General features: G+C 51.2%; 20 protein-coding genes and 1 pseudogene. 13 read left to right on the top strand and 8 right to left on the bottom strand.

Annotation, left to right across the window (positions count from 1 at the left end):
- Window positions 1–313 precede the first annotated feature (313 nt).
- Window positions 314–772: a GNAT family N-acetyltransferase gene (locus tag QNN86_RS11260; protein WP_181617652.1), complete on the bottom strand. Its 459-nt coding sequence runs from the start codon at window positions 770–772 to the stop codon at window positions 314–316.
- Window positions 773–896: 124 nt separating this feature from the next.
- On the opposite strand from QNN86_RS11260, the gene QNN86_RS11255 reads away from it, so the two are divergent.
- Window positions 897–2,366 carry a PLP-dependent aminotransferase family protein gene (locus QNN86_RS11255; RefSeq protein WP_414211107.1) on the top strand — a complete coding sequence of 490 codons (1,470 nt, stop codon included), beginning with the start codon at window positions 897–899 and terminating at the stop codon, window positions 2,364–2,366.
- A 163-nt stretch (window positions 2,367–2,529) separates the two neighbouring features.
- Here QNN86_RS11255 and QNN86_RS11250 read toward each other — a convergent pair whose 3' ends face one another.
- Complete coding sequence (locus tag QNN86_RS11250) at window positions 2,530–3,384, bottom strand: MurR/RpiR family transcriptional regulator (protein WP_414211106.1); 855 nt, start codon at window positions 3,382–3,384, stop codon at window positions 2,530–2,532.
- A 292-nt stretch (window positions 3,385–3,676) separates the two neighbouring features.
- Here QNN86_RS11250 and QNN86_RS11245 point away from each other — a divergent pair, with 292 nt between their 5' ends.
- The 10 genes from QNN86_RS11245 (at window position 3,677) to iolB (ending at window position 16,974) form a co-directional block, all read left to right on the top strand.
- Window positions 3,677–5,182 (top strand): CoA-acylating methylmalonate-semialdehyde dehydrogenase, encoded by a 1,506-nt coding sequence (locus QNN86_RS11245; RefSeq protein WP_414211105.1) that lies wholly within the window; start codon window positions 3,677–3,679, stop codon window positions 5,180–5,182.
- 11 nt (window positions 5,183–5,193) lie between these two features.
- Window positions 5,194–7,119 carry a 3D-(3,5/4)-trihydroxycyclohexane-1,2-dione acylhydrolase (decyclizing) gene (gene iolD, locus QNN86_RS11240; protein ID WP_182269317.1) on the top strand — a complete coding sequence of 642 codons (1,926 nt, stop codon included), beginning with the start codon at window positions 5,194–5,196 and terminating at the stop codon, window positions 7,117–7,119.
- A 339-nt stretch (window positions 7,120–7,458) separates the two neighbouring features.
- Window positions 7,459–8,445: an inositol 2-dehydrogenase gene (gene iolG / locus QNN86_RS11235; protein ID WP_182269318.1), complete on the top strand. Its 987-nt coding sequence runs from the start codon at window positions 7,459–7,461 to the stop codon at window positions 8,443–8,445.
- Window positions 8,446–8,484: 39 nt separating this feature from the next.
- Entirely contained in the window at window positions 8,485–9,414 is a 930-nt protein-coding gene (locus QNN86_RS11230) for a substrate-binding domain-containing protein (protein ID WP_414211104.1), read from the top strand.
- A gap of 178 nt (window positions 9,415–9,592) precedes the next feature.
- Window positions 9,593–11,140 (top strand): sugar ABC transporter ATP-binding protein, encoded by a 1,548-nt coding sequence (locus tag QNN86_RS11225; RefSeq protein WP_181617647.1) that lies wholly within the window; start codon window positions 9,593–9,595, stop codon window positions 11,138–11,140.
- Between the two features lie 11 nt (window positions 11,141–11,151).
- Window positions 11,152–12,180: an ABC transporter permease gene (locus QNN86_RS11220; protein WP_096756053.1), complete on the top strand. Its 1,029-nt coding sequence runs from the start codon at window positions 11,152–11,154 to the stop codon at window positions 12,178–12,180.
- Window positions 12,181–12,190: 10 nt separating this feature from the next.
- Window positions 12,191–13,324, top strand: coding sequence for a Gfo/Idh/MocA family protein (locus QNN86_RS11215; RefSeq protein ID WP_181617646.1), 1,134 nt, complete (start codon window positions 12,191–12,193; stop codon window positions 13,322–13,324).
- 12 nt (window positions 13,325–13,336) lie between these two features.
- Window positions 13,337–15,241 carry a bifunctional 5-dehydro-2-deoxygluconokinase/5-dehydro-2-deoxyphosphogluconate aldolase gene (locus QNN86_RS11210; RefSeq protein ID WP_181617645.1) on the top strand — a complete coding sequence of 635 codons (1,905 nt, stop codon included), beginning with the start codon at window positions 13,337–13,339 and terminating at the stop codon, window positions 15,239–15,241.
- A 14-nt stretch (window positions 15,242–15,255) separates the two neighbouring features.
- Complete coding sequence (gene iolE, locus QNN86_RS11205; protein ID WP_181617644.1) at window positions 15,256–16,146, top strand: myo-inosose-2 dehydratase; 891 nt, start codon at window positions 15,256–15,258, stop codon at window positions 16,144–16,146.
- Window positions 16,147–16,155: 9 nt separating this feature from the next.
- Window positions 16,156–16,974, top strand: a complete 819-nt coding sequence (gene iolB / locus QNN86_RS11200; protein WP_414211103.1) for a 5-deoxy-glucuronate isomerase — start codon at window positions 16,156–16,158, stop codon at window positions 16,972–16,974.
- A gap of 503 nt (window positions 16,975–17,477) precedes the next feature.
- On the opposite strand, the gene QNN86_RS11195 is transcribed toward iolB, so the two are convergent.
- Both QNN86_RS11195 and QNN86_RS11190 read right to left on the bottom strand, forming a co-directional pair.
- Entirely contained in the window at window positions 17,478–17,963 is a 486-nt protein-coding gene (locus tag QNN86_RS11195; RefSeq protein ID WP_414211102.1) for a hypothetical protein, read from the bottom strand.
- A gap of 251 nt (window positions 17,964–18,214) precedes the next feature.
- Window positions 18,215–18,421: pseudogene (locus QNN86_RS11190) on the bottom strand (integrase core domain-containing protein); the annotation flags it as partial.
- 548 nt (window positions 18,422–18,969) lie between these two features.
- Between QNN86_RS11190 and QNN86_RS11185 the strand changes: the two are divergent.
- Together QNN86_RS11185 and QNN86_RS11180 are read left to right on the top strand one after the other, a co-directional pair.
- On the top strand, window positions 18,970–19,410 hold the full coding sequence (locus tag QNN86_RS11185; protein ID WP_414211101.1) for a TIR domain-containing protein: 441 nt from the start codon (window positions 18,970–18,972) through the stop codon (window positions 19,408–19,410).
- Between the two features lie 48 nt (window positions 19,411–19,458).
- On the top strand, window positions 19,459–20,013 hold the full coding sequence (locus QNN86_RS11180; RefSeq protein ID WP_414211100.1) for a toll/interleukin-1 receptor domain-containing protein: 555 nt from the start codon (window positions 19,459–19,461) through the stop codon (window positions 20,011–20,013).
- 158 nt (window positions 20,014–20,171) lie between these two features.
- Here the strand turns inward: QNN86_RS11180 and QNN86_RS11175 are convergent, their stop codons facing one another.
- The 4 genes from QNN86_RS11175 to QNN86_RS11160 form a co-directional block, all read right to left on the bottom strand.
- The gene (locus QNN86_RS11175; protein ID WP_414211099.1) at window positions 20,172–20,747 is read right to left on the bottom strand and encodes a hypothetical protein; all 576 of its coding nucleotides are present in this window, start codon (window positions 20,745–20,747) and stop codon (window positions 20,172–20,174) included.
- Window positions 20,748–20,751: 4 nt separating this feature from the next.
- Window positions 20,752–21,891 carry a toll/interleukin-1 receptor domain-containing protein gene (locus QNN86_RS11170; protein WP_414211098.1) on the bottom strand — a complete coding sequence of 380 codons (1,140 nt, stop codon included), beginning with the start codon at window positions 21,889–21,891 and terminating at the stop codon, window positions 20,752–20,754.
- Between the two features lie 103 nt (window positions 21,892–21,994).
- A complete protein-coding gene (locus QNN86_RS11165) occupies window positions 21,995–23,623 on the bottom strand; it encodes a CBASS cGAMP-activated phospholipase (protein ID WP_414211097.1) in 1,629 nt (542 codons plus the stop codon).
- Between the two features lie 226 nt (window positions 23,624–23,849).
- Window positions 23,850–24,662, bottom strand: coding sequence for an integrase domain-containing protein (locus QNN86_RS11160; RefSeq protein ID WP_414211096.1), 813 nt, complete (start codon window positions 24,660–24,662; stop codon window positions 23,850–23,852).
- Window positions 24,663–25,311 lie beyond the last annotated feature (649 nt).

Below are 25,311 nucleotides of genomic sequence, written 5' to 3'. Positions count from 1 at the left end.
CGCATATCGCTGATATGTTTTCTGTACAACGAACGATGGTGTCCAGGCGGTTCGTTCATGGGATATTCCTGCTATATATATGCGTAAAAACAAGTGTAGGATAGTTTGTCATGGAAATAAAATTCATAAAAAATCAAACATTGGCAACACATTGAAAAATAATATTTGTTTGCATTATTAATCTTATAATATATAGGAATATGTCGTTTTTCTGGGCGGATAAGGTGCTTAACGGCTCTGGTTACCCAGCGGCGCGGCCGCGCATTCTGCGGCCCTGTGAGAGAGCCGCAGATGGCCTCATCTGCCGTTTATTTTACATGCGATATTCGATCATCCCGCTTTTGCTGGCAACCCAGTCATAAAGGCGCTGCCCGCGAAGGTTCGTTTCATGGGTGTGCCAGTATAATCTTGAAGCATGGCGTTTACGGGCGTGCCGCTGAACATACTCGATAAGCTGCTTACCGATGTGTTTGCCCCGGGCATCTTCGCTAACAAACAAATCTTCCAGATAGCAATAATCTGACTCAGACCATGTTGAGCGATGGAAGAGATAATGCACCAGGCCGACAATGTTACCGTCAGACTTCGCGACAGCACAAAAAATGGGCTCCACGGGATTGAGAAAACGTTCCCAGGTTAATTGTGTTACCTTTTCTGAAATGTTAGTGCGATAAAAAACCTGGTAGTTTAGCCATAGAGGAAGCCAGTTGGCATAGTCTTGTTGTGTGACGGGCTCGAGAGTAATCGATGTATTCGTGTTTTGGTTAGTCATAGGTTTCCTGATATTTTGGTAAGAGCAGCTTGCATGGCGGTTATCCTAAATATGGTTTAAACCGTCGCCAAGATACACTTTGCAAATATTGCCAGGATCCACTTTTACCGTAAGAGTAAATGTCATGAAAAAAAACACGGCACCTTTATTTCAGGAGCTTTTTTTAGCACAGGGCGTTATTAAGGAACAGGTCTACTATGCTCTGCGTAACGCTATTGTGGAAGGACGCTTGCTGCCAGGCACGAAGATACCCTCAACCCGGGCATTGTCTGAAATGATGTCAATTTCACGCAACTCGGTTATTGCCGGTTATGATCGTTTATTAGACGAAGGGTATATTCTGACGCGCAAAGGTGCCGGAACTTTTGTCACACAAAATATTCCTGACCGAAGCATAAGCAATGACTATCCCAAAACGAGGCTGGAGGATGAACTGCCGTCAGAGGGACAGATCAATGCGGATATCGCTGCTGTACATGAATTGTGGTCAGGGGATTATGAAGGGCGTGAACCCAATCGACTCTTCGCCATTGGCGTGGGGTGTACCGACCTCTTCCCTCATACCTTATGGGGAAAGTTACTGGGACGAGTCTGGAGACAATCCCGGCATCAGTTGGGTTCTCACACCAGTCCCTGTGGTTTTCATCCCTTAAGAAAAGCGGTTTGCCACTATATTAAAACGACTCGGGGCGTTAACTGCAGTGAAGATCAAATTATCATCGTCAACGGTATTCAGCAGGCATTAAATATTACTGCACGGGCGCTGCTTGCAAAAGGAAATGAAGTTTGGCTGGATGACCCCGGTTATAAAGGTGCGCGTGGGGTATTTATGTCAACAGGGGCAATAGTAAGACCCGTGCAGGTGGATAACGAGGGAATGAATGTTCAATATGGTATGACCCATTTTCCTCACGCAAAACTGGCCTATGTGGTTCCTTCGGACCAATATCCGTTAAGTGGAACGCTGAGCTTATCGCGGCGGCTTGCGCTACTGGAATGGGCGAGGTCAAACCGGGCATGGATATTTGAAGATGATTACAATAGTGAGTTTCGCTACGCCGAACGCTCTTTACAAGCATTGCAAGGATTAGATCAGCATCAGCGGGTCATCTATGCCGGGACATTCTCTAAAATGATGTACCCAGAGTTTCGTTTAGGCTTTTTAGTGGTCCCACCCGGTTTAAAAGAACAGTTTGTCGTGACGAAATATTTTTCAGATATCGGCACCAGTTATCTTGAGCAGGCTGTACTGGCGAGTTTTATTGAAGATGGGCATTACGCCAGTCATGTTCGTCGAATCCGTAAGGCGTGTTATGAGAGACGGGCTGCATTGGTCAACGCTATTCAATACTATCTTGCCGATAAAATGACTGTTCAACCTTCTGATTCCGGTGTGCATATTGTGTGCTGGCTGCATAATTCGTTGACGGGAAAGGATGTTGAGGAAAAAGCCAGAATGCTTGGCATGGGAATACAATCATTGAGCCATTATTATCATGGGGAAGCTGCGCGACAGGGGATTATGATTGGCTTTGCAAATCATCCACCCGCGGCTATTGTTGACGGTATTCGCCGTCTGGCACAAGTCATTTAGCCGACGTTTCTGTTTTTATTATGCGAAATGAGCAAAGTCGCCGTTAAGGCAAGTATGCAAAATCAGCGCGTAAGATGATTGCGCTCGCGACGAGTCCGATACCTGTTTATTGGACAACATGCTATCCGGCATTCGTCGCGATGGAACGGCCTGGTTGCCATACTTACCCAGCAGAACGGCTTTTTTCGTTGCTGCCATCACCCAATCTGTACGCCAGCGCCACCACTAACGATTGTACCAGACACAGCGTGGCAGACTGCGATCGAAAGGCGTCGACCTGTGCCTCTTTCACCACAAAGCAGAGATCGCTGAACGTTGCCAGCGGGCTGATCTGGCTGTCGGTGATGACTATCTGGCGAGCACCAGCATTCGCCGCCGTTTCACTGACCATTACGGTCTCTTCTGCGTATGGCGAGAAGCTAATCGACACCACGATGTCGTTCGCTTTAATGCGGTTTATCTGCTCGCGCAGCATTCCCCCCATCCCGTCGAGCAGAATAGGACGGCACTCCAGATGGCTCAGTGCGTAGGTGAGATAGGTGGCTACGCTAAAGGAGCGGCGCAAACCGGCAATGTAAATCGTGTCGGCTTCCGCCAGCAGCTGTACGGCGCGTTCCAGCATTGCGGGTTCGGCACGGGCCGCCAGCTGCTGTAAGGCCTGGGCATTCGAACGGGCAAATTCCTGCAGGATATCCAGTGGTGTTTCCGGCACGGCTTCGTTTTCCATTTCACGAAACAGTCGTGCGCGGTCGCTGTAGCTGGCGGTTTCTTCCACCAGGTTCATACGAAACAGTTGTTTCATTTCGTTGAAGCCAGAGAAATCAAAGGCATTAGCAAAGCGTATCAGCGTTGAAGGGGGGACCCCGGCACGCTCGGCAATGACGGCAACCGTATCAAAGGCCACGCTGTTGGTATTATCCAGCACATAGCGGGACACCTGCTGCAGCCTCTTGCTCAGGCTATCGTAGCGATCGCGGATTTGCTGCTGCAGCTCGTTCAGGCTGGTTGCTGTCGTCATTTTACCTCCTGTTACATCGTCTTATGATTCTAAACGCAAAGGCGCGTCTTTTAAATGTTGATGATTCAATTGCTGTTAAAAATGAAACAAAAGCTTCAAAGCCCTCTTCGCATGAAATACACGAATAGCCAGATGAATCTGGTGATGCCGCTTGTTAACATAAAAATCCATCCTTGATCACATTAATCATTATTTATTTTATTTCAACTTAAAATGGAATTTTTGTTTCATATATAGTACACAGACAAAGGTGTTCAGGTAACAGTCACGTATCAACAGCGAGAGGTTAAGGATGGAGACGGTAGCGAATTTTATTCACGGCGAATGTGTCACCGGTTCAGGCCCGCGTGTGCAGGCAATCTTCAACCCCGCCACCGGTGAACAAATCCGCCAGGTGGTGATGAGTACGGCACAGGAAACCGAGCAGGCCGTTGTGGCGGCGCATGACGCCTTTCCGGCATGGGCGCGGCATTCTCCGCTTAAGCGTGCGCGAGTGATGTTTCGCTTTAAGGCTTTGCTGGAAGAGAACATGGAACGGCTTGCCCGATTAATCAGCGAAGAGCATGGCAAAGTGTTCTCGGATGCCGTTGGCGAAATCACCCGCGGTCTGGAAGTGGTGGAGTTTGCCTGCGGCATTCCTCACCTGCAAAAAGGTGAGCACTCCGCTAACGTGGGAACGGGCGTCGACAGCCACTCGCTGATGCAACCGCTCGGCGTGTGCGTAGGGATCACGCCGTTTAACTTCCCGGCGATGGTGCCGATGTGGATGTTCCCCATCGCACTGGCGACCGGCAACACCTTTGTGCTGAAGCCGTCGGAAAAAGATCCTTCTCTGGTGCTAGAACTGGCAAAACTGCTGCAACAGGCGGGGCTGCCGGACGGTGTGTTCAATGTGGTTCAGGGCGATAAAGCATCGGTAGACGTGCTGCTGACCGACCCGCGGGTTCAGGCCGTGAGCTTTGTCGGTTCAACGCCGATTGCAGAATATATTTATCAAACCGCATCGGCTCACGGTAAACGCTGTCAGGCGCTGGGTGGGGCGAAAAACCACTGCATTTTAATGCCGGATGCCGACATGGATATGGCGACCAGCGCGATTATGGGCGCAGCTTATGGTGCAGCAGGCGAACGCTGCATGGCGCTTTCCGTGGTGCTGGCCGTTGGCGATAAAACGGCAGATGAACTCTGTACCCGACTGGAACAACAGATTGCGGCGCTGCGCGTCGGGCCGGGCCTCGACCAGACGCCGGAAAATGAAATGGGGCCGCTGATCTCCTCGGCGCACCGCAGCAAAGTACTCGGCTATATTGATAGCGGTGAAGCTCAGGGCGCCAGTTTGCGCGTTGACGGTCGTGGTTTTAGCGTCAAAGGTCATGAACAGGGCTATTTTGTCGGGCCGACGTTGTTCGACAAGGTCACCCCAGAGATGACCATCTATAAAGAAGAGATTTTCGGGCCGGTGCTTTCTGTGGTGCGGGTAGCAGATTACGCCAGCGCGGTGGAACTGATTAACCGTCATGAATATGGTAATGGCACGGCTATCTTTACCCGTGACGGCGGCTGCGCGCGTCGTTTCTGCGAAGAGGTTCAGGCCGGGATGGTTGGGGTGAATGTCCCGATCCCGGTGCCGATGGCGTTCCACAGCTTTGGCGGCTGGAAACGCTCTATCTTTGGTGCGCTTAACGTTCACGGCAACGACGGCGTGCGTTTCTACACCCGAATGAAAACCGTCACCGCACGCTGGCCGGAAATGCAGCAGGACACGGGCGCGGCGTTCTCCATGCCGACGCTGGGCTGACAGGAGGAGCTATGCAAACCGAACGTATGACCATGGCCCAGGCGCTGGTCAAATTCCTTAATCAACAATATGTCTGCGTTGATGGACATGAAACGCCCTTTGTGGAGGGCGTGGCGACCATCTTTGGTCACGGTAATGTGCTCGGAATCGGCCAGGCGCTGGAGCAGGATGCCGGGCATCTGAAGGTGATGCAGGGATGTAATGAGCAGGGTATTGCGCATATGGCGACAGGGTTCGCCAAACAGCATCGCCGACAGCGCATTTGGGCCGTGACATCGTCGGTAGGTCCCGGAGCGGCCAATATGGTGACGGCGGCGGCGACCGCTACGGCGAACCGCATTCCGCTGCTGCTGTTGCCGGGGGATGTTTACGCCAGCCGCCAGCCGGACCCGGTGTTGCAGCAGATTGAGCAGTATCATGATCTCAGCATCAGCACCAACGACTGCTTCCGTCCGGTCTCCCGTTACTGGGATCGCATTAACCGCCCGGAGCAGTTAATGAGTGCGATGTTAAGTGCGATGCGAACGCTTACTGACCCCGCAGATACTGGTGCAGTGACGATTTGCCTGCCGCAGGATGTGCAGGGTGAGGTCTGGGCGTATCCGCGTAGCTTCTTCGCGCGCCGTGTTCACTACATTGAACGCCGACCGCCTGACGCTCAGCGTCTGGAGAGGGCCCGGGCGCTGATTGCGCGTAAACAGCGCCCGCTGGTGGTGTGCGGTGGTGGCGTGCGTTATGCCGGCGCACATGATGCGTTTCGCACATTTGTCGAGACGCTGCATCTGCCGTTTGCTGAAACCCAGGCAGGAAAGGGCGCGCTGGTAAGTGACCACCCACTTAACCTGGGCGGTATCGGCGTGACGGGAGGCATGGCGGCGAATCAACTGGCAACCCAGGCCGATCTGGTTATTGGCATTGGCACACGTCTTACCGACTTTACCACCGGTTCGAAAGCCTTGTTCTCGCACCCGGACGTGGAATTTCTGCTGCTGAACGTGGCGGAATTTGACGCTTTAAAGCTGGATGCTACCGCGCTGATTGCCGATGCCCAAACTGGGTTGACCGCATTAACGCAGGCCATGAAGGCGTATCGTAGTCGTTGGGGAGATGAGGTTGCTGTCGCGCAATCGGCCTGGCGTGAAGAGTGCCAGCGTTTATGGACGCGCGACTGGCATCCTGATGGTGTGCCCGAAGTGGCAGGGCATCTTGATGCGCAGCTGGCGGAATATGGCGACACGCTCAATACCCGCCTGACTCAGACGCGGGTGCTGGGGCTTATCAACCAGCATATTGAAGATAACGCAATTGTGGTGGGTGCGGCCGGTTCGTTACCGGGAGATTTACAGCGACTGTGGCAGGTTAAAACGCCGGACAGCTATCACCTGGAATACGGCTATTCCTGTATGGGGTACGAGATTGCCGCCGCCGTCGGGGCCAGGCTGGCAAAGCCACAGCAGCCGGTGTATGCCATGGTCGGCGATGGTTCGTACATGATGCTGCACTCTGAGCTGCAAACTGCCGTGCAGGAGGGCATAAAAGTCACCATCCTGCTGTTTGATAATGCCAGCTTTGGCTGCATTAACAATCTGCAAATGGGCCATGGGATGGGCAGTTTTGCCACCGAAAACCGCCATCGCAACCCGCAAACCGGGCGGCTGGACGGGCCGCTGGTGAAGGTCGATTTTGCCCAAAATGCCGAAAGCTACGGCTGTCGTGCGTGGAAGGTTCATGATGAGCAAAGCCTGCTGGCGGCGCTGGCGGCGGCACGTGCGCATCCCGGCCCGACGCTGCTGGACATCAAAGTACTGCCGAAAACCATGACCCATGATTACGCCTCATGGTGGCGAACCGGCGATGCGCAGATGGCTGAATCACCTGCGGTACGCCAGGCCGCAGAACAGACGCTAACGCAGCTGAAAAACGCCCGTCAGTACTGAGGTTGAGTCATGCCGGAGGCGCTGCGCTTACCCGGCCTACGGACTATGGTTAACGGCCGGATAAGGCATTAGCGCCGCCATCCGGCAACCCTCCGAAACGAAATTTTCATTTCATTTCTCTTGTTTTTTCACACGTTGCCCTCTTCCCGAGCGGAAGAGGGCGAATTGCCCTATCTGATACCCGTTAATGTTGTGATATTGATAACAGATTTTATCTCACTTATCTCAAAAGTGTTAACCTGCACTCAAAAACATAATTTTCACTATTTATAAAAATGAAATAAATGTTTTATTTATAGTGTCGTTAGTTCATCGCATTCACCAACACCGGGAGCCGTTATGTTTAACATTGCTTTACTGGGCGCTGGCCGAATTGGCCAGGTACATGCAGCTAACATTGCCAGTCACAGTGCCACCACCCTTTGGTCCGTTGTCGACCCGAATCAGGAATTTGCCACCCGTCTTGCCTCGCAATATCAGGCCCGTCAGCAGAGCCTGGATGAGGCGATGACTGACCCGAACGTTCACGCCGTGCTGATCGCCTCCGCCACGGATACCCACGCGGATCTGATTGAACTGGCTGCTCGTCACGGCAAGGCCATCTTCTGCGAGAAGCCGGTACACCTCGACCTGGCCCGCGTTCGCGATTGTCTGAAAGTGGTCAAAGAGTACGACGTACCGCTGTTTATCGGTTTTAACCGCCGCTTCGACCCGCAGTTTCGCCGCGTGAAGACGGACGTGCTGGCCGGGCGTATCGGCAAGCCGGAATCCCTGCTGATAATCTCCCGCGACCCGTCACCGCCGCCGGCGGAATATGTCCGCGTGTCCGGCGGGATGTTCCGCGATATGACCATCCATGATTTTGATATGGCGCGCTTTATCATGGGAGAAGAGCCTGTTTCTGTGTATGCCCAGGGCAGCAATCTGGTCGACCCGGCGATTGGTGCAGCAGGGGACATCGATACCGCGTTTATCGTCCTGAAATATGCCTCCGGCGCGATGGCGACCATCGTCAACAGCCGCCGTTCTGCTTACGGGTATGACCAGCGCCTGGAGCTGCACGGCTCTGAAGGGCTGCTGTGTGCGGGCAACATTCTGGAAAATCAGGTGCAGCACTACGGCAAGACCGGCTGCACCAGCGCCCTGCCGGAACATTTCTTCCTGCAACGCTACAAATCAGCTTATGCCGCGGAATGGGAACATTTTGTTGCCGTGCTGCGTGGCGAAGCGGTCCCGGATTGCAGCGGTGATGACGGTGAGCGTGCGCTGTACCTCGCGGATAAAGCGCTGGAATCACTGCACAGCCAGCGTGAAGTTCTCCTCTGATTGTTATACCCACCCCCCCCTACACAGAGAGACATAATAATGAAAAAACTGATCTTAGCTGTCCTCATCGCCATGACCTCCGGGACAGCAATGGCTGAAAACGAACAAATCGTATTCAGTACGCCAAACCTGGCGATGCCATTTGAAGTTCACATGCAGCGCACGGCGGTGAAAGCCGCAAAAGAGATGGGCGTCAATCTGCAGGTTCTTGACGGGCAGGGTAGCTCGCCGAAACAGGTCGCTGACCTGGAAAACGCCATCACCCGTGGGGCGCAGGGATTTATCGTCTCCCCCAATGATGTTAACGCCGTCTCCAGCGCGGTAGATGAAATCCAGGATGCCAAACTGCCGGTTGTCACGCTTGACCGCTCCGTTGACAGCCAGAAGAAAGTGCCGCACTTCGGTGCCAACAACTACAAAGGTGGCCAGGTGATTGGCGACTTTGTGAAAACCAAATTCCCCGAGGGAGCGGACATTATTCTGCTCACCGGCCAGCCGGGATCGTCTTCCAACATCGAACGGACTAAAGGGATTCGCGACAGCCTGAAGGCAGGTGGCGAAAAGTACAAGATCGTCGCCGATCAGACGGGTAACTGGATGCGCTCTGAAGGGATGCGCATTGTTGAGAGCGTACTGCCTTCGTTGCCGAAACGTCCGCAGGTGATCCTCTCCGCTAACGACGACATGGCGCTGGGAGCAATTGAAGCATTACAAGCCCAGGGGATGAAACCGGGTGAAGTGCTGGTCACGGGCTTTGATGCGGTGCCGGAAGCGCTGGCGCGCGTGCGTGATGGCTGGATGGCGGTGACGGCGGATCAGCGTCCTGGTTTTGCGGTGACTACGGCGATGAGCCAGCTGGTCGCCAACGTGCGTGAGAAGAAACCGATCACCGGTGCGGACTATCCGCCAACGCTTATCACCAAAGAGACCCTGCAGCTGGCTGAGCGTATTAACGAAGCCGGTAACTGATTTTACACGTCATCCTTCAAGCTGCCTCTGTGTTGGCTGCATCTGCTCACCCCAGTCACTTACTTGAGTAAGCTCCTGGGGATTCTCAGACTTGCCGCCTTGATGCAACTTGAATGATTTTGTGTATATCCGGAGCTGCCGCGCGAGTGGCGGCTCCCCATGAAGGAGGAGCAGGCTGATGTCGCAACCCTTACTGAATGTGACCGACCTGGCAAAAAGTTTTTCCGGCGTCTGGGCGCTGAGCAGCGCGCAATTGACCGTTGGGGCAGGTGAGATTCATGCGCTGCTGGGCGAGAACGGCGCAGGAAAATCGACCTTGCTGAAAGCGCTGGCGGGCGCGCAGCCGCAAACTCGCGGTGATATCTGGTTCAACGGTGAAACGTTGCCGGTGGAGGATTCCCCGGTTGAGCGGCAGAACAAGGGCATTATCACTATCTATCAGGAATTTAACCTGCTGCCGAATATGACCGTTGCCGAGAATATGTTCCTCGGACGTGAACCGCGCAAACGCAATCTGATTGTTGATGAAAAGGCGGTGAATCAGGAAGCGCAGGTGATTCTGGATTATCTGCAACTGAACGTGGCACCGACCACGGCGGTGGCCCGCCTGAGCGTGGCGCAACAGCAAATGGTGGAAATCGCCCGGGCGCTGACGCTGAACGCGAAGCTGATCATCATGGATGAACCTTCTGCTGCGCTAAGCGACAGCGAAGTGGAAAGCCTGCACCGGGTGGTGCGCGAACTCAAAGGCCGTGGTGTGAGCATTATTTATGTCACCCACCGTCTACACGAAGTGTTCCAGCTCTGCGATCGGTTCACCGTATTTCAGGATGGCCGTTTTACCGGCAGCGGCGCGGTTGCCGAGACCACGGTAGAACAGCTGATCCGCCTGATGGTCGGGCGTGACGTGGCGTTTAATCGTCGTCCACCGAGCGAAACCCATCATCAGGACAAACCCGTTCGCCTGGCGATAAAAGGATTAAGCCGCGTGAAGCCGCCGCTGGATCCGCACGGCATTGCGCTGCATGACATCAGCTTTCACGTCCATGCCGGAGAAGTGTTAGGTATTGCCGGGCTGGTGGGTGCCGGGCGCACTGAAGTTGCGCGCTGTCTGTTTGGCGCTGACGCCTTTACCTCTGGCAGCTTTGAACTGGACGGCGTGCCGTACCAGCCGCGCGATCCGCTGTATGCCCTGGATCAGGGGGTAGCGATGGTTCCTGAAGATCGCAAAAAAGAGGGCGCGGTGCTGGGGCTGTCGATTCGCGACAACCTGTCGCTCTCCAGTCTCTCTTCCTTGTTGCACTGGCGCTGGTTTGTGGACACTCGCAAAGAGGATGCGCTGATTGAGGCTTATCGCCAGGCGCTACAGATCAAAATGGTCAACAGTGCCCAGGAAGTGCGCAAGCTCTCCGGTGGCAACCAGCAAAAAGTGATTCTGGCGCGTTGTATGGCGCTCAATCCCCGTGTGCTGATCGTCGATGAACCGACGCGTGGCATTGACGTTGGCACCAAATCAGAAGTGCACCAGGTGCTGTTTGAAATGGCGAAAAAGGGCGTGGCGGTGATTGTGATCTCCTCCGATCTGCCTGAAGTGATGGCGGTTTCCGACCGGATAATCACCCTGAGTGAAGGTCGGGTGACCGGCGAGATCCACGGCGATGACGCCAACGAAGAGCGGCTGATGACGATGATGGCCATCAACCACAACGCCCTGAACGCGGCATAACGGAGTTTCTCATGACGCAGATGATTTCTAAAACGCAGGTTCCGGGTAAACGTGCCGGACGTCTCGATCCCATCGCCTTTTTTGAGCGCTTCGGCGTGCTGATTTTCATGATCCTGCTGCTGATTTTCTTCCAGTTGCAGAACAGCAATTTTCTCTCTGAACGCAACATTTTCAACATTCTGACCGAAGTGTCGATCTACGGGATCATGGCCGTGGGGATGACCTTTGTCATTCTGACCGCCGGGATCGATCTGTCGGTGGGGTCCATTCTTGCCGTCTGCGCCATGACCGCCGCGTATGTGATTAAAGGCGACAACTTCACCACCGTTGATCCGAATGCCTGGGGCGGCCTGAGCTGGCTGGTTGGGCTGGGAATTTGCCTCGCGATGGGGACTGCGATTGGCTTTCTGCACGGGCTTGGCGTGACTCGCCTGCGCCTGCCGCCGTTTATCGTCACCCTCGGTGGGATGACCATCTGGCGCGGCCTGACGCTGGTGGTAAACGACGGTGCGCCGATCGCCGGTTTCGATGCGGGCTACCGCTGGTGGGGACGCGGCGAGCTGCTCGGCATTTCCATTCCTATCTGGATCTTCGCGCTGGTGGCTATCGGCGGCTATCTGGCGCTGCATAAAACCCGCTGGGGTCGCTTTGTGTACGCGATTGGCGGCAACCCGGAAGCGGCGCGTCTGGCGGGGGTCAACGTCAAACGGGTACTGGTGAGCGTGTATGTGCTGATTGGCTGTCTTGCCGGGCTGGCGGGCTTCATTCTCAGCGCGCGTCTGGGCAGCGCGGAGGCGGTGGCCGGGATCTCGTTTGAGCTGCGCGTTATCGCCTCGGTGGTGATCGGCGGAACGTCGTTAATGGGCGGATACGGGCGGATCGGCGGCACCATTATCGGCTCAATCATCATGGGTATTCTGATTAACGGCCTGGTCCTGATGAACGTCTCGGCTTACTACCAGCAAATTATTACCGGGTTAATTATCGTTCTGGCGGTGGCGTTCGACACCTATGCCAAGAGCCGTCGCGGCGCATTGTGAGGGATAAATAATGAAAGAGGTACGCATTGGATTGATTGGCACCGGGTATATCGGCAGGGCGCACGCCATTGCCTATGCCCAGGCGCCGACGGTGTTCAACTTGCGCGGCAAGCTGGTGCGCGAAATGGTCGCCGAAGTTACGCCGGAGCTGGCGGCGCAGCGGGCGCAGGCGTTTGGCTTTAACCGTTCAACCGGGGACTGGCGCGCGCTGGTGGCCGACCCGGCCATTGATGTAGTGGATATTTGTTCACCCAATCATTTGCACAAAGAGATGGCGCTGGAGGCGATTCGCCACGGCAAGCACGTCTACTCGGAAAAGCCGCTGGCGCTCAATGCGCATGACGCTTACGAGATGGTTGAGGCGGCGAAGCGGGCCGGGGTGAAAACGCTGGTGGGGTTTAATTACATGAAAAACCCGACGGCGAAGCTGGCGAAAGAGATCATCGAGCGCGGTGAGATTGGCGAGGTGATCCACTTCTACGGCACCCACAACGAAGACTATATGGCAGACCCACTTTCGCCCATTCACTGGCACTGTTTTAAAGAGACCGCAGGGCTGGGAGCGCTCGGCGATCTGGCTGCGCATATCGTCAACATGGCCCAGTATCTGGTCGGTGATATTCAACAGGTCTGCGGTGATTTGAAGATTGTGGTGCCGGAACGCCCGGCGCAGGCCGGTTCATCGCAAAAGGTGGCGGTGGAAAACGAAGATCAGGCGCACGCGATGGTGCGTTTTGCGGGCGGTGCACAGGGCGTGATTGAAACTTCTCGCGTCGCCTGCGGGCGCAAAATGGGACTTTCGTATGTGATAACCGGGACCAAAGGGACCATCAGTTTTACCCAGGAGCGTATGGCGGAACTGAAGCTCTATCTGCATGACGATCCGGTGAATCGCCAGGGATTTCGTACGCTGCTGGTGGGGCCTGCGCATCCGGACTATGCCGCATTTTGCCTGGGGGCGGGGCACGGTATCGGCTTTAACGACCAGAAAACGGTGGAAGTGCGTGATCTGGTCGACGGCATCGCCGCCGATGTGCCGATGTGGCCGGACTTCGAAGAGGGCTGGAAGGTGTCGCGCGTGCTGGACGCCATTGCGCTCTCACACCGGGAAGGCCGCTGGCTGAACGTGAACGATATTGTCTGAAGAGGTATCAACGTGGAAAAGCAGTTTGATGTGATATGCATGGGCCGCGTGGCGGTTGACCTCTACAGTCAGCAGATTGGTGCGCGTCTGGAGGATGTTTCAAGTTTTGCTAAATACCTTGGCGGCTCGTCGGGCAATGTGGCCTACGGCACCGCGCGCCAGGGGCTGCGCTCGTCAATGCTGGCGCGCGTGGGTGACGAACATATGGGCCGCTTCCTGCGTGAAGAGTTACACCAGGTAGGATGTGATACCAGCCACCTGATAACGGATAAAGAACGCCTGACGGCGCTGGTGCTACTTGGCATTAAAGACCGGGACACCTTTCCTCTGATTTTTTACCGTGACAACTGCGCGGATATGGCGATTGTCGCCAGCGATGTGGATGAACAGTACATCGCGTCTGCCCGCTGTCTGGCCATCACCGGGACCCATCTTTCTCACCCGCAAACCCGCGACGCGGTGCTGACCGCACTCGAATATGCCCGCCGTCACGGCGTGCGTACGGCGCTGGATATCGACTATCGCCCGGTGCTATGGGGGCTGACCTCATTAGGCGACGGCGAAACCCGTTTTATTGCCGCCGAGCAGGTCACGCGTCAGTTGCAGGACGTACTGCATCTTTTTGACGTGATTGTCGGTACCGAGGAGGAGTTTCATATTGCCGGTGGCAGCACCGATACGCTGCAGGCGCTGGCACAGGTGCGGGCAGTGAGTAAGGCGACGCTGGTCTGCAAACGTGGGGCGCTCGGCTGCTCGGTGTACACCGATGCCATTCCGCCACGGCTGGATGACAGCCTGACGGTGACCGGCGTGCGCGTGGAGGTGCTCAATGTGCTGGGCGCGGGCGATGCGTTTATGTCCGGCCTGCTGCGTGGCTACCTTAACGATGAAGGCTGGGAGCAGGCCTGTCGCTATGCCAACGCCTGCGGCGCGCTGGTGGTATCGCGCCACGGTTGCGCCCCGGCCATGCCGAGCAAACTGGAGCTGGATGATTATTTATCTCGGGCTGACACGGTGCCACGCCCGGATATCGACCCGCGTCTTAACCATCTGCACCGCGTCACCACGCGTCGTCGGGAATGGCCGGAACTGTGCGTGATGGCCTTCGATCACCGCAGCCAGCTTGAAGAGATGGCCTTGCAGTGTGGCGCTTCGCTAAAACGCATCCCGGCACTAAAACAGCTGATCTTACAGGCCAGCCGGGAAGCGGCGAGTTGCGCCGGGCTGGATGGCAAAGCCGGGCTGTTGTGCGACGGCACGTTTGGTCAGGATGCGCTGAATGCCATCACCGGTGAAGGGTGGTGGATAGGCCGCCCCATCGAACTGCCGGGCTCGCGTCCGCTGGAGATGGAGCACGGCAATATCGGCACGCAGCTGATCAGCTGGCCGCAGGAACACGTGGTGAAATGCCTGGTCTTTTTCCATCCGGAAGATGCTCACGCCCTGCGTCTGGAGCAGGAGCAAAAAGTCGCGGAGGTGTACCACGCTTGCTGCCAGTCCGGGCATGAACTGCTGCTGGAAGTGATCCTGCCCGCCAGCATGCCACGCAGCGATGAGCTCTATCTGCGCGCCATTTCCCGCTTTTATAACCTGGGGATTTACCCCGACTGGTGGAAGCTACCGCCGCTCTCTGCAGCGGGCTGGTCGGCGCTGAGTGACATTATTGAACGACGCGATCCGCACTGCCGTGGGGTAGTCATTTTAGGGCTTGATGCGCCGGCCGATCAGCTCCGAGCTGATTTCAAAGCCGCTGCGGGTCAGCCGCTGGTGAAAGGGTTTGCCGTGGGGCGGACGTTATTTGGCGATGCCTCCCGCGCGTGGCTGAAACACGATATCGACGATGCGCAGTTGGTGACGCGTATTCGGGACAACTACCTGCAGCTTATCGCCTGGTGGCGCGAGCGCGGACACGCATAATTCAGGAGAAGAGAATGACGGTACAATTAGGCATTAATCCACTGACATGGACCAACGACGATCTCCCTTCACTTGGCGCGGAGACGTCGCTTGATACCTGCCTGAGCGAAGGCAAAGAGGCCGGGTTTGCCGGGTTCGAGCTGGGTAATAAATTCCCGCGTGAGGCGCGCTTGCTGGGGCCGATCCTGCAACGCCACGACCTGCAGCTGGTTTCCGGCTGGTACTCCGGTCGCCTGCTGGAACGCAGCGTGGAGGAGGAGATTGCCGCCGTGCAGTCGCACCTGACGCTGCTGCGAGAGTTGGGGGCGAAGGTGCTGGTGTTCGCTGAAGTGAGCGGCTGCATTCATGGCGAGCAGCAGACGCCGGTTCATCTGCGTCCGCGCTTCCCGCAGGAGCGCTGGCAGGAATACGGCGAGAAGCTGAGCGAGTTTGCCCGCTATACCCAGCAGCAGGGGGTACAGATTGCCTATCATCACCATATGGGGACAGTGATTGAGTCCGCTGAGGATGTGGATAATCTGATGACGCATACTGGTAATGAGGTCGGGCTGCTGCTGGATACCGGTCATCTGACCTTTGCCGGTGCCGACCCGCTGGCGGTGGCGCAGCGCTGGGCATCGCGTATTAATCATGTTCACTGCAAAGATGTGCGGGCCGACGTGCTGGCCGACGTGAAAAACCGTAAAACCAGCTTCCTCGACGCGGTACTGAGCGGCGTCTTCACCGTGCCGGGCGACGGTTGTGTGGACTACCCGCCGATAATGGCGCTGCTGAAGGCAAACCAGTATCAGGGCTGGCTGGTGGTGGAGGCAGAGCAGGATCCGGCTATTGCGCATCCGCTGACCTATGCACGTCTGGGCTATAACAATCTTAGCCGTCTGGCGCGGGATGCCGGGCTTATCTGAGGAGGTGACATGTCACGTTTATTATCACCCTGGCAGCCGCCGAACGTGCAAGGGCGTACCCAGTCGGTGACGCCGGAAAGTGCAGGCTGGGGATATGTCGGCTTTGAGGCGTATGAACTGGCTGAGGGGCAGCAACTGACGCTGCCCGCCGTCAGCGAAGAGCGTTGTCTGGTGCTGGTGGCCGGACGCGCGACCATCAGCACGCCAGGGGCAACGTTTACCGACATCGGCGAGCGCATGAGTCCCTTTGAACGCATCAAGCCGTGGGCGGTTTACGTGACCTCTCAGGAGGCAGTGCAGGTCACCGCGCTGACGATGCTTGAGCTGGCGGTGTGCGCCGCGCCGGGGAAGGGCACATACCCGACACGACTGATCGCGCCGCAGGATATTGACGGCGAAGCGCGTGGCAAGGGAAATAACCAGCGCTATGTGCATAACATTCTGCCGGAGGACAAACCCGCTGACAGCCTGCTGGTGGTCGAGGTCTGGACCAATGAAGGATGCACCAGTTCGTACCCGAGCCATAAGCATGATACCGACAATCCCCCGCAGGAAACCTATCTTGAGGAGACGTACTACCATCGCCTCAACCCGGAGCAGGGGTTCTGCATGCAGCGGGTATACACCGACGACCGGACGCTTGATGAGTGTATGGCAGTCTACAATCGCGACGTGGTGAAGGTACCGAAGGGCTATCATCCGGTGGCTACCCTGGCAGGCTATGACAGTTACTACCTGAACGTGATGGCCGGCCCGGTGCGTCAATGGATGTTCACCTGGGAAGATGACCACGCATGGATTAACCGCAATTATCCGATTGATAAGTAAAGGCAGGAGGGGCAGCAGTAAATATGTACTTATTGCTGCCTCCATCAACGAGCAGGGGGGGGACTTCGATTGGCTGACACAGAGATGGAGAATTCTGGGCTGGCGGAATCTTAATTAAATATATAACTGATTGTTACAATTGATTTTAATATAAATGATATTGATCTCGTCAGTATTTCTATGTAGCCCACTAGTTAAAGGAGAGCGATCAGGCGGTCCCCGATTTTGCATGCCATAGCTATAGTAGCGGAGGCTTGACACGCTCACACGCTAAGTTTGGTAACTGTTAACATGCTATTTTAAATCGGCTTCCGTGTTACATCTTGCATTTTACACTTTCTTATAAGCAAGCCCACTTCATGCAACCGGTTAATGAAAGGCTGAGTGACACGGCGATCAGACAGCAAACAAGCTGTTTAGTTTTCATGATGTTGAAGTGTCAATTAATTGAAATCCCTATGAATAGACAGTGTTGTAACGTTCCTATCAGGTTTTCTTCGTTCTCATGCGGAATCATGCAGAGCCTTTAGCGTCTCTTTTGACGCACATGCGTCACGCATGGCTAATACTGCTCGTTCATCACTTACTTTCGTTAACTCGATAGGTGCTTTTTGGTGAACCGCGGAAATAAGCACCCGGATATGGATATTGTTCATTGACACAAATTCGTCTCTGTATTGCATCCGGGCAATAGTCTCTGCCGACCCACTGACAGTCATCCCGTAGCTGTTGGCCCAATGGCAATTCTTTTTGCCCCAGGCCGTCAGTGCAGCTCTTTGTTCTTTATCCTTTTTGGCCTTATCCTGTGCTTCTTTTGCCGCTTCCGCATTTACTTTCGCCTCGTATTTTGCGAATTCTTCTCGTGCCTTTTGCATCCTGTCGTACTCATCGCGTTCCTTCTGGCGCGCATCAGCCCCCAAATTCACGAAGCTGCAGCCGGTAACGCCCACCAACAATGAAGCAACCATTGCGAGTTTCAATAATTTCATTTCATTACATTCCTTGTCCCCATAATTTCCCGTGCAATGTATCAGCAAACCCAAACTAGCGATGGGCTGAAAATGTGGATGTACCTCAGACCTTTGTAGTAGTTGAATAATCAGGACACTAAACTTACACCCAATGTGGTAGTTTTTAGTGAAGCTGAAACGAAAATTCCCCCTATATTTATATAGGAAGCAGCAATTCTGTTGACAGAGCAGGGTAATCCCCCCATTTTTAACGGAGGCAATAAGTAGAGTCAGGCCATGCGTTGTATATGCTGCATCGGTGTGTAGCCATTCAACGCCATATTTGGTCGTTCGTGATTATAAAACCATTGCCACTGCGTGGCATAGCTCTGCAATTCATCCAGCGATGAAAACAGATGCTGCCCCAGCCAGTCATAACGCACTGTCCGGTTATATCGCTCAATATAGGCATTCTGCTGAGGATTGCCGCGCTGGAGCATTTTCCTCGCTGGATGCTGACGATGTAGGACGTGTTGGATTGGGCTTGTTGTCGCTACCAGTAGTGCTAGGATCAATAGCAGTTTATCACATGCAGCTTCCATTACTCTCTCCTTACGTATTACGTTGGTATTGTCTGGTAGACTTTATTTAAACCATTGCTTCCTTCCAAACTTTCAAGTTGCCCATGTTTTTTTGCGTTCGGCCGAGCCTAATGTGTATCGCTTGCTGTGAAACTTGCCACCGCTTAACCCTCTGAATTATTGGCAAACACAGGATATCCGTCATCAGCTTGGCGATTTAACAAATCCTGCTACGTTTTCGAATAGCTTGCATTCCAATACCCTTAAATCTGCACCAGAGAATTAGCATTAATTTCTAGTTCAACGAAAGATGTAGGTAATGAAGAGCTATGCCTATTTTATCTTGCAACCATATGAAAAACAGAGCAATACTGCTATTGCGTTTCTTATGCTGATGATGAAAAATTTCACAAAGCATGATCAGGCGCAATGATAAATTTTTTAGTATGTGTTTAGGAGGGGCCATGGCTCGCAAAGTTTTCTTTAGTTTTAAGTACGATGATGTGCAAAGGGCAATGAATGTTCGTAACAGTAATGTGATTTCGTCGAACCCTAAGGCAGGATTTATTGATAAAGCTGATTTTGAAGAAGTTGAACGCCAGGGTGATCAAGCAATTAAAAATTGGATTGATAAGCAACTCGAAGGAACTACAGTTACAGTAGTGCTTGTCGGATTAAATACCCATAAAAGTCGCTGGGTTAAATACGAAATAGAGAAAAGCAAGGCGCGTGGTAATGGGATTATTACAATTGATATTAGCAAAATAGCTGATCTTAATAATAAAACCACAGATACTGGTTCTCTTCGTGTTGAAGGTTGTAAACATTATCTTTGGAATAACGATGACGGGCGCAAAAATCTTGGAGCATGGGTAGAAGAAGCCGCTAAGTCAGCTGGGAAATAGCTTCAGGCGGGCCTTAGGTCCGCTTTTAAATTTGTGAGGAATATATTGATGGCAAGGAATATAACTAAATCTGAACTTCAATCAATCTCAAGGAATTTCACAGTTAATGAACAACGACAAATTTTAAAAAGTGCTAGGAGTCAATCTGTTTCTGTGGCCACCTTTTTATCACATTCTAGCAAAGATATTGAAATTCTTCCTGGTGTGATAAATATACTTAAAAACCATGGCGCGGCTGTATATATAGATGAGGTTGATCCTAATATGCCACCTTATACATCTCATGAAACAGCCAGACTTTTAAAGGAAAGAATAAATAATTCAAAAAGGTTCGTTCTCTTAACTAGTGAAAATAGTAAGGATAGTCGTTGGGTTCCATGGGAATTAGGTCTTGCTGATGGTTATAAAAGCATGAATAGAATAGCTTTATTTCCTTCTTCAGATATCATGTATGTTGATAAATGGTCCTCTTGGGAATATCTTGGGCTATATTTGAAAATAGTATGGGGTAAACTACGGGGATATGATAAAGAGGTGTGGATGGTCCTTGATGAGGAATCCAATACAGCCACGGAACTTTCTGCTTGGCTATCTGGTAGTTGATTAAAATACGGGCGCATTTATATTCTTCGTTAATTGATGCGCCTAATTATTAGTGGAGGCGTTTAAATTTATAGCGTGGTTTTTTATAATGGAAAAAATACTTAAGAGATGAGGCATTAATTGTATAAGTGTTAAATACAAAAATACGAAGACTAACACTAATACGGGACTATTAATTGATTATAAAATATTGAAGCAAAATCAATGTCATTGAAACTATTTTCATCTACCACATATCCATATCGTTTCGCTAGATCTAGCGCTGCGCCTCCTGGTGCCATTAACGGTATTATTTGTGCGCTTGGATGGAATTTTTTGAATAAATTATATTCAATTTCGACACCATCCATACCTCCTATGAAAACTGCGGCAATCAAATCATCTCTTGATAACATTGCTTCACGCATGACAGCAAGACTTTTGCCTTGATCTTCATGGAATGCTGGAGTGAAAATAACGTTATTAAATAAAGCTGTTTCCTCCGGAAATCTGTCCTCAAAATAATTGCTTTGATAAAGAATTACTGATTCACTATACTTTTCACCGAGGTCTTCACATATATTCCAAATCATAGGTGTTATTGCAGGATGGCCTCCCCAAACAATTTTATGTTTTCGAATGATTGCTATGACTAACTCTCTTACTGCACATTGAATAAGAAATGGATCCGCAGTTTCATGATACTGTCCTCGACCTACTACAGGAATGCTAGCGGATAAGAAGATTGTACCCATTTTTTTATTCCTCCCAATCTGCAAATATCCAGCTAGCTTCGCTAGCCTTTACCCATCGAGCTGAATGAATATGCTGACCTAACCAGTCAAGATGATTCAGCCATTTAGGATTGAGGCCTATGTGATCATACACTACTGCAGCTAATTGATCAGGAGAGACAAGACTTGCATCGTGTAGCGTTGTTGATGTAGGCACTCCTATAACAGGATAGACTATTAATTGCTTCCCATCCGGTAATTGCAGATAAACAGTTTTGTTAATTCCTACGCCGGTCACTTTCCCACCAATAGTCTGTATTGCATTTCGCAAGTTACTTACAAGGTTCACTGATCTAACCGCATGACTTTGGCTACGAACTTCTTCAAGTTGTAAACAGATTCGCTCTAATGCTGCAGTTGTAACTCTCCCCGATGTTTTGTCTATTTCTTCAGGCAAAAGTTCCGCTCTACTTGCTGTTGCTGTCCGGGATGATGGCGTACAATCGGGCCATCCAACCCGTAAAACACTAATACCTTTAGCTAGAGCACGACCAAATTCAGCGCTTGTCCATCGACTGTCAAAGTACCCGGGCGTATCAAGCATTAATAGCACATCGGAATCACACAAACGGTGCCATAGCATAGCTTGGAAGTCTTCTGCCGGTGGAATACCATGGGTGTCAAGAAATACATCAAATAATCGTGAAGACAGCGTATCAAAAAGCTGTAAGGCTGCTTCTCGGGCCTCTTCTCTTCTGTAACTAACGAACACTCTACGTTGCTTAGGCAGGAGGCCTACACATTCTAGCAAAGCTGATGCTATACGTTGAGGTCCTACCGTATAAACCAAGCAGTTCAAAGGCCTCAATATTGCTGGAATTTCTGTTTCTATCTTTGTATTTTCTGAAACAACAGGTAGGATGGGAACCCCACGAGACATGAGATTAGCCAGAATGGTGACATCATGATTATCGCCACCAAAAAAAATAGCAGCAGTGGACACCTGTGTTTTTGGCGTGTAAGAGTTTGGACAAACAATCCATCCTATTTCCTTTCTTAAATGCAGGTTAAACATCCCTACCGATCTTTCGATAATATCCTCAATATCAGCTAATTGTGCTTGGCTTGGTGATCCCAGAACAAGAAGTTCGTAAAGAGCTGTCATCGTCATCCCTTAGTTCGGCGTAGAAAAGAATCAACTTTTTTATAAGTTTACAGATGTACTTACAGATAAGTACTTCTGAATGTTAGTTTTGTTAAAGATAAACTTAAAAACGTTCCCATTTGTCTACTTGGCTTCCATCTAAGAATCTTGAGCGAACTTCTGCAAAGGAATCTTTCGCAACATCATTACCTCTTTCTGCTAATTCCTGGATTGCTTCTGAATCGTCTAGCTTTATTTCTAATGGTGATTGTTGGTTTACTCTTAAGTGTTGTGTTGGCCCAAGGAAGCTTTCTGCTAAAACAAGTGCTCCATGCTCTTGGGCTGCGAAAAATAAATCAGCACTTTGTGGAGCCCATCCTGCTTTACCCTTACCTAATGACTCAGTGAAGTCACTCTCGCTGCTTAATGTTCCTACACTAAGAACATCTATACGATCCAGTGGAATCTTAAGATGCCGAACAGCTTCTGCAATTGCTGGCAATATCGGATTATTAGCCCAAACCCCACCATCAAGAAACACTTCTGGCGTGATTGGGCCATCCCATACTGATTCATCAAAATAGGTTGGTGCTGCAGAAGACGCAAGTGCAGCATCAACAGCTTTCATATCTCTAAATGCTGTTCGATCTTGGCTATGCGGTGTAGTGATTACTTCAGCTTGACCATGCTTTGCTCTCACGGTCGGAATGACCAAGCGACAACTTGATGAGTCAGATAATGTTTTATCACCGTAAACATTTTGTAGTAAATCGCGGAGTGTCGAAGATTCATGCTTAGATCTTAGCCAATGCCGTAGTTTTCTGTCTTTTGGGAAGATCTGTGGTCCTTTATCTTTGTAAAACTTAAGGATTTCATCCGGTTTAATTCCTAAACAAAGACCAATTGCTAAAATCGCCCCTGTTGAGGTCCCCGCCACTAGATCAAAATGGGAAATTAAATTTGCCCCGCCTCCTTTTTTAAGCATGTCATCCCATTTCGCTAAAACAGACGCTGTAAAAGTACCCCTTATTCCTCCACCATCTAATGCTAAAATCCTAAAGTTTCTTCCCTTCGAAACACTCCTACGTACAAGGGGAAGTATTTTAAGCTGATTAACAATTATCTCGACTAAGGTTTCTACAGAGGATTCATACGCAATTTTTTTATTCTGTTCCTCTGATAAGCCGTTTTTAAGTTTTGAAAGTAATTCAGCATTTTCTTTAAGATAACCAGCAATTGCTCCACCAAACCCAGCAATGATAAAACCGGGTTTACCAAGTTCTAAATGTGAATCAAGTTCCGCTGGAACTCCTGCTTTAGCTTTATTAACATCCCACCATTTTCCGCCGATGCAAACGATAGCGTCAGCGCGCTCGGCCATCCAATTTCGCATTGGCACTAATTCGCCACCATCTTCTAAGTCCGCAGGTACTATTTGTACTGATGCAAATTGCCGCTGAGATTCAATCTGATGAAAGTCTTCCTCTGTTTGCGAAAATTTTTTGGCTCGAACAAGAGTCAATGCACCCAAATTACCTCCAGCCTCAAGGTATGCACATGCTGCTTCTTTCAACGGTGTGATTAGAGATGGATGGCTCCCATGAATCACTGAGCCGCCCTCACTAAAAATTCGTGCAGAAAGAGATCTTACAAATTTACTAATTTCCTCTTGATTTTGATCAGGTATAGAGCCTGATATGTGAATCCTTACTCCTGCTAATGGTTGTCTATGTGCCCTGTCTGGGGTGCTCATTTATTAACCTATTGTGTGTTTTTTAGATGTCGATAACGAACAATATACTCGTAAAATCCTAAAAAATTCATGTGTTAAAGCAATTCAAACGAAAATATGAATAAAAATTGTTATGGCCAGTCTCGATTCGCATACTGTTTACCCTTTGTACTATGCAATGTGGTGATAAGATTTTTAACTGTGAATATATAGGCAAAAACGCCCATATCGAGCGTTCATAAATATGTTATCCAACAAGCCTCAAACCCTGAATATTATCTCCACTAATACTTCCACGATCCGCAGCCATCACGAAGTCAGCCCACCATTGCATCATTGGACGACACTGCTCCAGGTAATCGCTGCGGTTATAAGCACGCCGAACCTCATTCTTATCCATGTGGGCCAGTGCTGCCTCAATAACATCAGGCGGAAAGCCTTGTTCATTAAGGGCTGTACTGGCGATAGGTCGCAGACCATGTGAAACGAGCACCCCACCAAAACCTGCGCGTTTTAGCGAAGCGTTAACCGTCTGGCTATTCATTGGCTGGTTGGGCTTGATACGGCTAGGGAAGATAAACTCCCGATTGCCGCTTAACGGCTCCATCATTTCCAATAACGCAATTGCTTCATCTGACAATGGAACAGTGTGGTCACGGTTCATTTTCATGCGTGATGCGGGTATTTTCCATTCTCGCGCTTCCTGGTCTATCTCGTCCCAGCGGGCTTCAGCCGCTTCGGCAGGGCGGGTGATAGTAAGAAGTTGCCACATGAATAGGCATCGTGTTGGTAGGATAATGTTGGCAGTACGCATGGTCTGCATAAGTTGCGGTAGCTGGTCTGGACGGATACTCGGCATGTTCTTTTTCTGAGGCTTCTCGAATGCCTTGCCAATATTGACATTGGGGACAGCATCAATCAGACCTGTGTGGACTGACCCCACCCCGCTGGATTTGATCAGTAGCTCAAGGCCATCGCCATCATAGAGCACATAGTCCGCTTCCTTGAGTTTGGCAGATTCGATTTCTTTAACGGATAGAGGTTTGGTTTGTCTTGCCATTGCCGGGTTTCCATAGTTTTAGGCACCTCAAAAACAATAAAGCTTTATGAGGTGCCTAACAAGGTGCCTAAAAGGTTCGGATTTAATTAGTTGGCATCAGACTTCGCGGGACAAATTCAAGGCACAAAAAAGCCCGCAGGGCTTGCGCCGTGCGGGCTCTTAGGACTTCATCGGATGACTCTGGTAATCACCGATGGAGAATTTTGGTGGGCTGGCGGAGTCTGAAAATATTTCTCAATGCTTTGATTTTATTGAATATTTATTAATTAAACTTTCATTGGTATACCTAAGCGTATACCAATGGCGATTTGCTGTAGTGTTTACTGTGGTTATGCAAACCTGTTTTTTTGAATGGAACGCATCGAAAAAAAGTTTTTTTGCATTTAACTGTTCACACTGTTCACCTCGGTTATTTATCATTTTATATCATGTGGTTAGGTGGTGATGAGTTGGTGAAGAGTGAACAGTCGACTCTTCACCTTTGTGATTTTTGCTCGTTCTGGATCCGCCCGCTCAGGAGATGCGCAGGGTGATAAAAAGTTTTTTCAGGTTTTATTGTTCACACTGTTCACCTCTGGTTTTTTATCAATAATTTCATGGTGATACAGGGTGAATATACGGTGAAGGGTGAACAGTGGATTGTTCACCT

Source organism: Citrobacter sp. C348 (assembly GCF_047467975.1).
In the GTDB taxonomy this organism is placed as follows: domain Bacteria; phylum Pseudomonadota; class Gammaproteobacteria; order Enterobacterales; family Enterobacteriaceae; genus Citrobacter; species Citrobacter gillenii.
Note: the sequence above shows the minus strand (reverse complement) of the source record. Positions and strands in the feature narration are given on the sequence as shown.

What these genes read in the sequence shown, in the direction of transcription:
- QNN86_RS11220 (WP_096756053.1), top strand. Translation starts at nt 11,152, where the DNA reads ATGACGCAGATGATTTCTAAAACGCAGGTTCCGGGTAAACGTGCCGGA.
- QNN86_RS11180 (WP_414211100.1), top strand. Translation starts at nt 19,459, where the DNA reads ATGGCAAGGAATATAACTAAATCTGAACTTCAATCAATCTCAAGGAAT.
- QNN86_RS11175 (WP_414211099.1), bottom strand. Translation starts at nt 20,747, where the DNA reads ATGGGTACAATCTTCTTATCCGCTAGCATTCCTGTAGTAGGTCGAGGA.
- QNN86_RS11250 (WP_414211106.1), bottom strand. Translation starts at nt 3,384, where the DNA reads ATGACGACAGCAACCAGCCTGAACGAGCTGCAGCAGCAAATCCGCGAT.
- QNN86_RS11230 (WP_414211104.1), top strand. Translation starts at nt 8,485, where the DNA reads ATGAAAAAACTGATCTTAGCTGTCCTCATCGCCATGACCTCCGGGACA.
- iolB (WP_414211103.1), top strand. Translation starts at nt 16,156, where the DNA reads ATGTCACGTTTATTATCACCCTGGCAGCCGCCGAACGTGCAAGGGCGT.
- iolD (WP_182269317.1), top strand. Translation starts at nt 5,194, where the DNA reads ATGCAAACCGAACGTATGACCATGGCCCAGGCGCTGGTCAAATTCCTT.
- iolG (WP_182269318.1), top strand. Translation starts at nt 7,459, where the DNA reads ATGTTTAACATTGCTTTACTGGGCGCTGGCCGAATTGGCCAGGTACAT.
- QNN86_RS11195 (WP_414211102.1), bottom strand. Translation starts at nt 17,963, where the DNA reads ATGAAATTATTGAAACTCGCAATGGTTGCTTCATTGTTGGTGGGCGTT.
- QNN86_RS11165 (WP_414211097.1), bottom strand. Translation starts at nt 23,623, where the DNA reads ATGAGCACCCCAGACAGGGCACATAGACAACCATTAGCAGGAGTAAGG.
- QNN86_RS11255 (WP_414211107.1), top strand. Translation starts at nt 897, where the DNA reads ATGAAAAAAAACACGGCACCTTTATTTCAGGAGCTTTTTTTAGCACAG.
- QNN86_RS11260 (WP_181617652.1), bottom strand. Translation starts at nt 772, where the DNA reads ATGACTAACCAAAACACGAATACATCGATTACTCTCGAGCCCGTCACA.
- QNN86_RS11225 (WP_181617647.1), top strand. Translation starts at nt 9,593, where the DNA reads ATGTCGCAACCCTTACTGAATGTGACCGACCTGGCAAAAAGTTTTTCC.
- QNN86_RS11160 (WP_414211096.1), bottom strand. Translation starts at nt 24,662, where the DNA reads ATGGCAAGACAAACCAAACCTCTATCCGTTAAAGAAATCGAATCTGCC.
- iolE (WP_181617644.1), top strand. Translation starts at nt 15,256, where the DNA reads ATGACGGTACAATTAGGCATTAATCCACTGACATGGACCAACGACGAT.
- QNN86_RS11215 (WP_181617646.1), top strand. Translation starts at nt 12,191, where the DNA reads ATGAAAGAGGTACGCATTGGATTGATTGGCACCGGGTATATCGGCAGG.
- QNN86_RS11185 (WP_414211101.1), top strand. Translation starts at nt 18,970, where the DNA reads ATGGCTCGCAAAGTTTTCTTTAGTTTTAAGTACGATGATGTGCAAAGG.
- QNN86_RS11170 (WP_414211098.1), bottom strand. Translation starts at nt 21,891, where the DNA reads ATGACAGCTCTTTACGAACTTCTTGTTCTGGGATCACCAAGCCAAGCA.
- QNN86_RS11245 (WP_414211105.1), top strand. Translation starts at nt 3,677, where the DNA reads ATGGAGACGGTAGCGAATTTTATTCACGGCGAATGTGTCACCGGTTCA.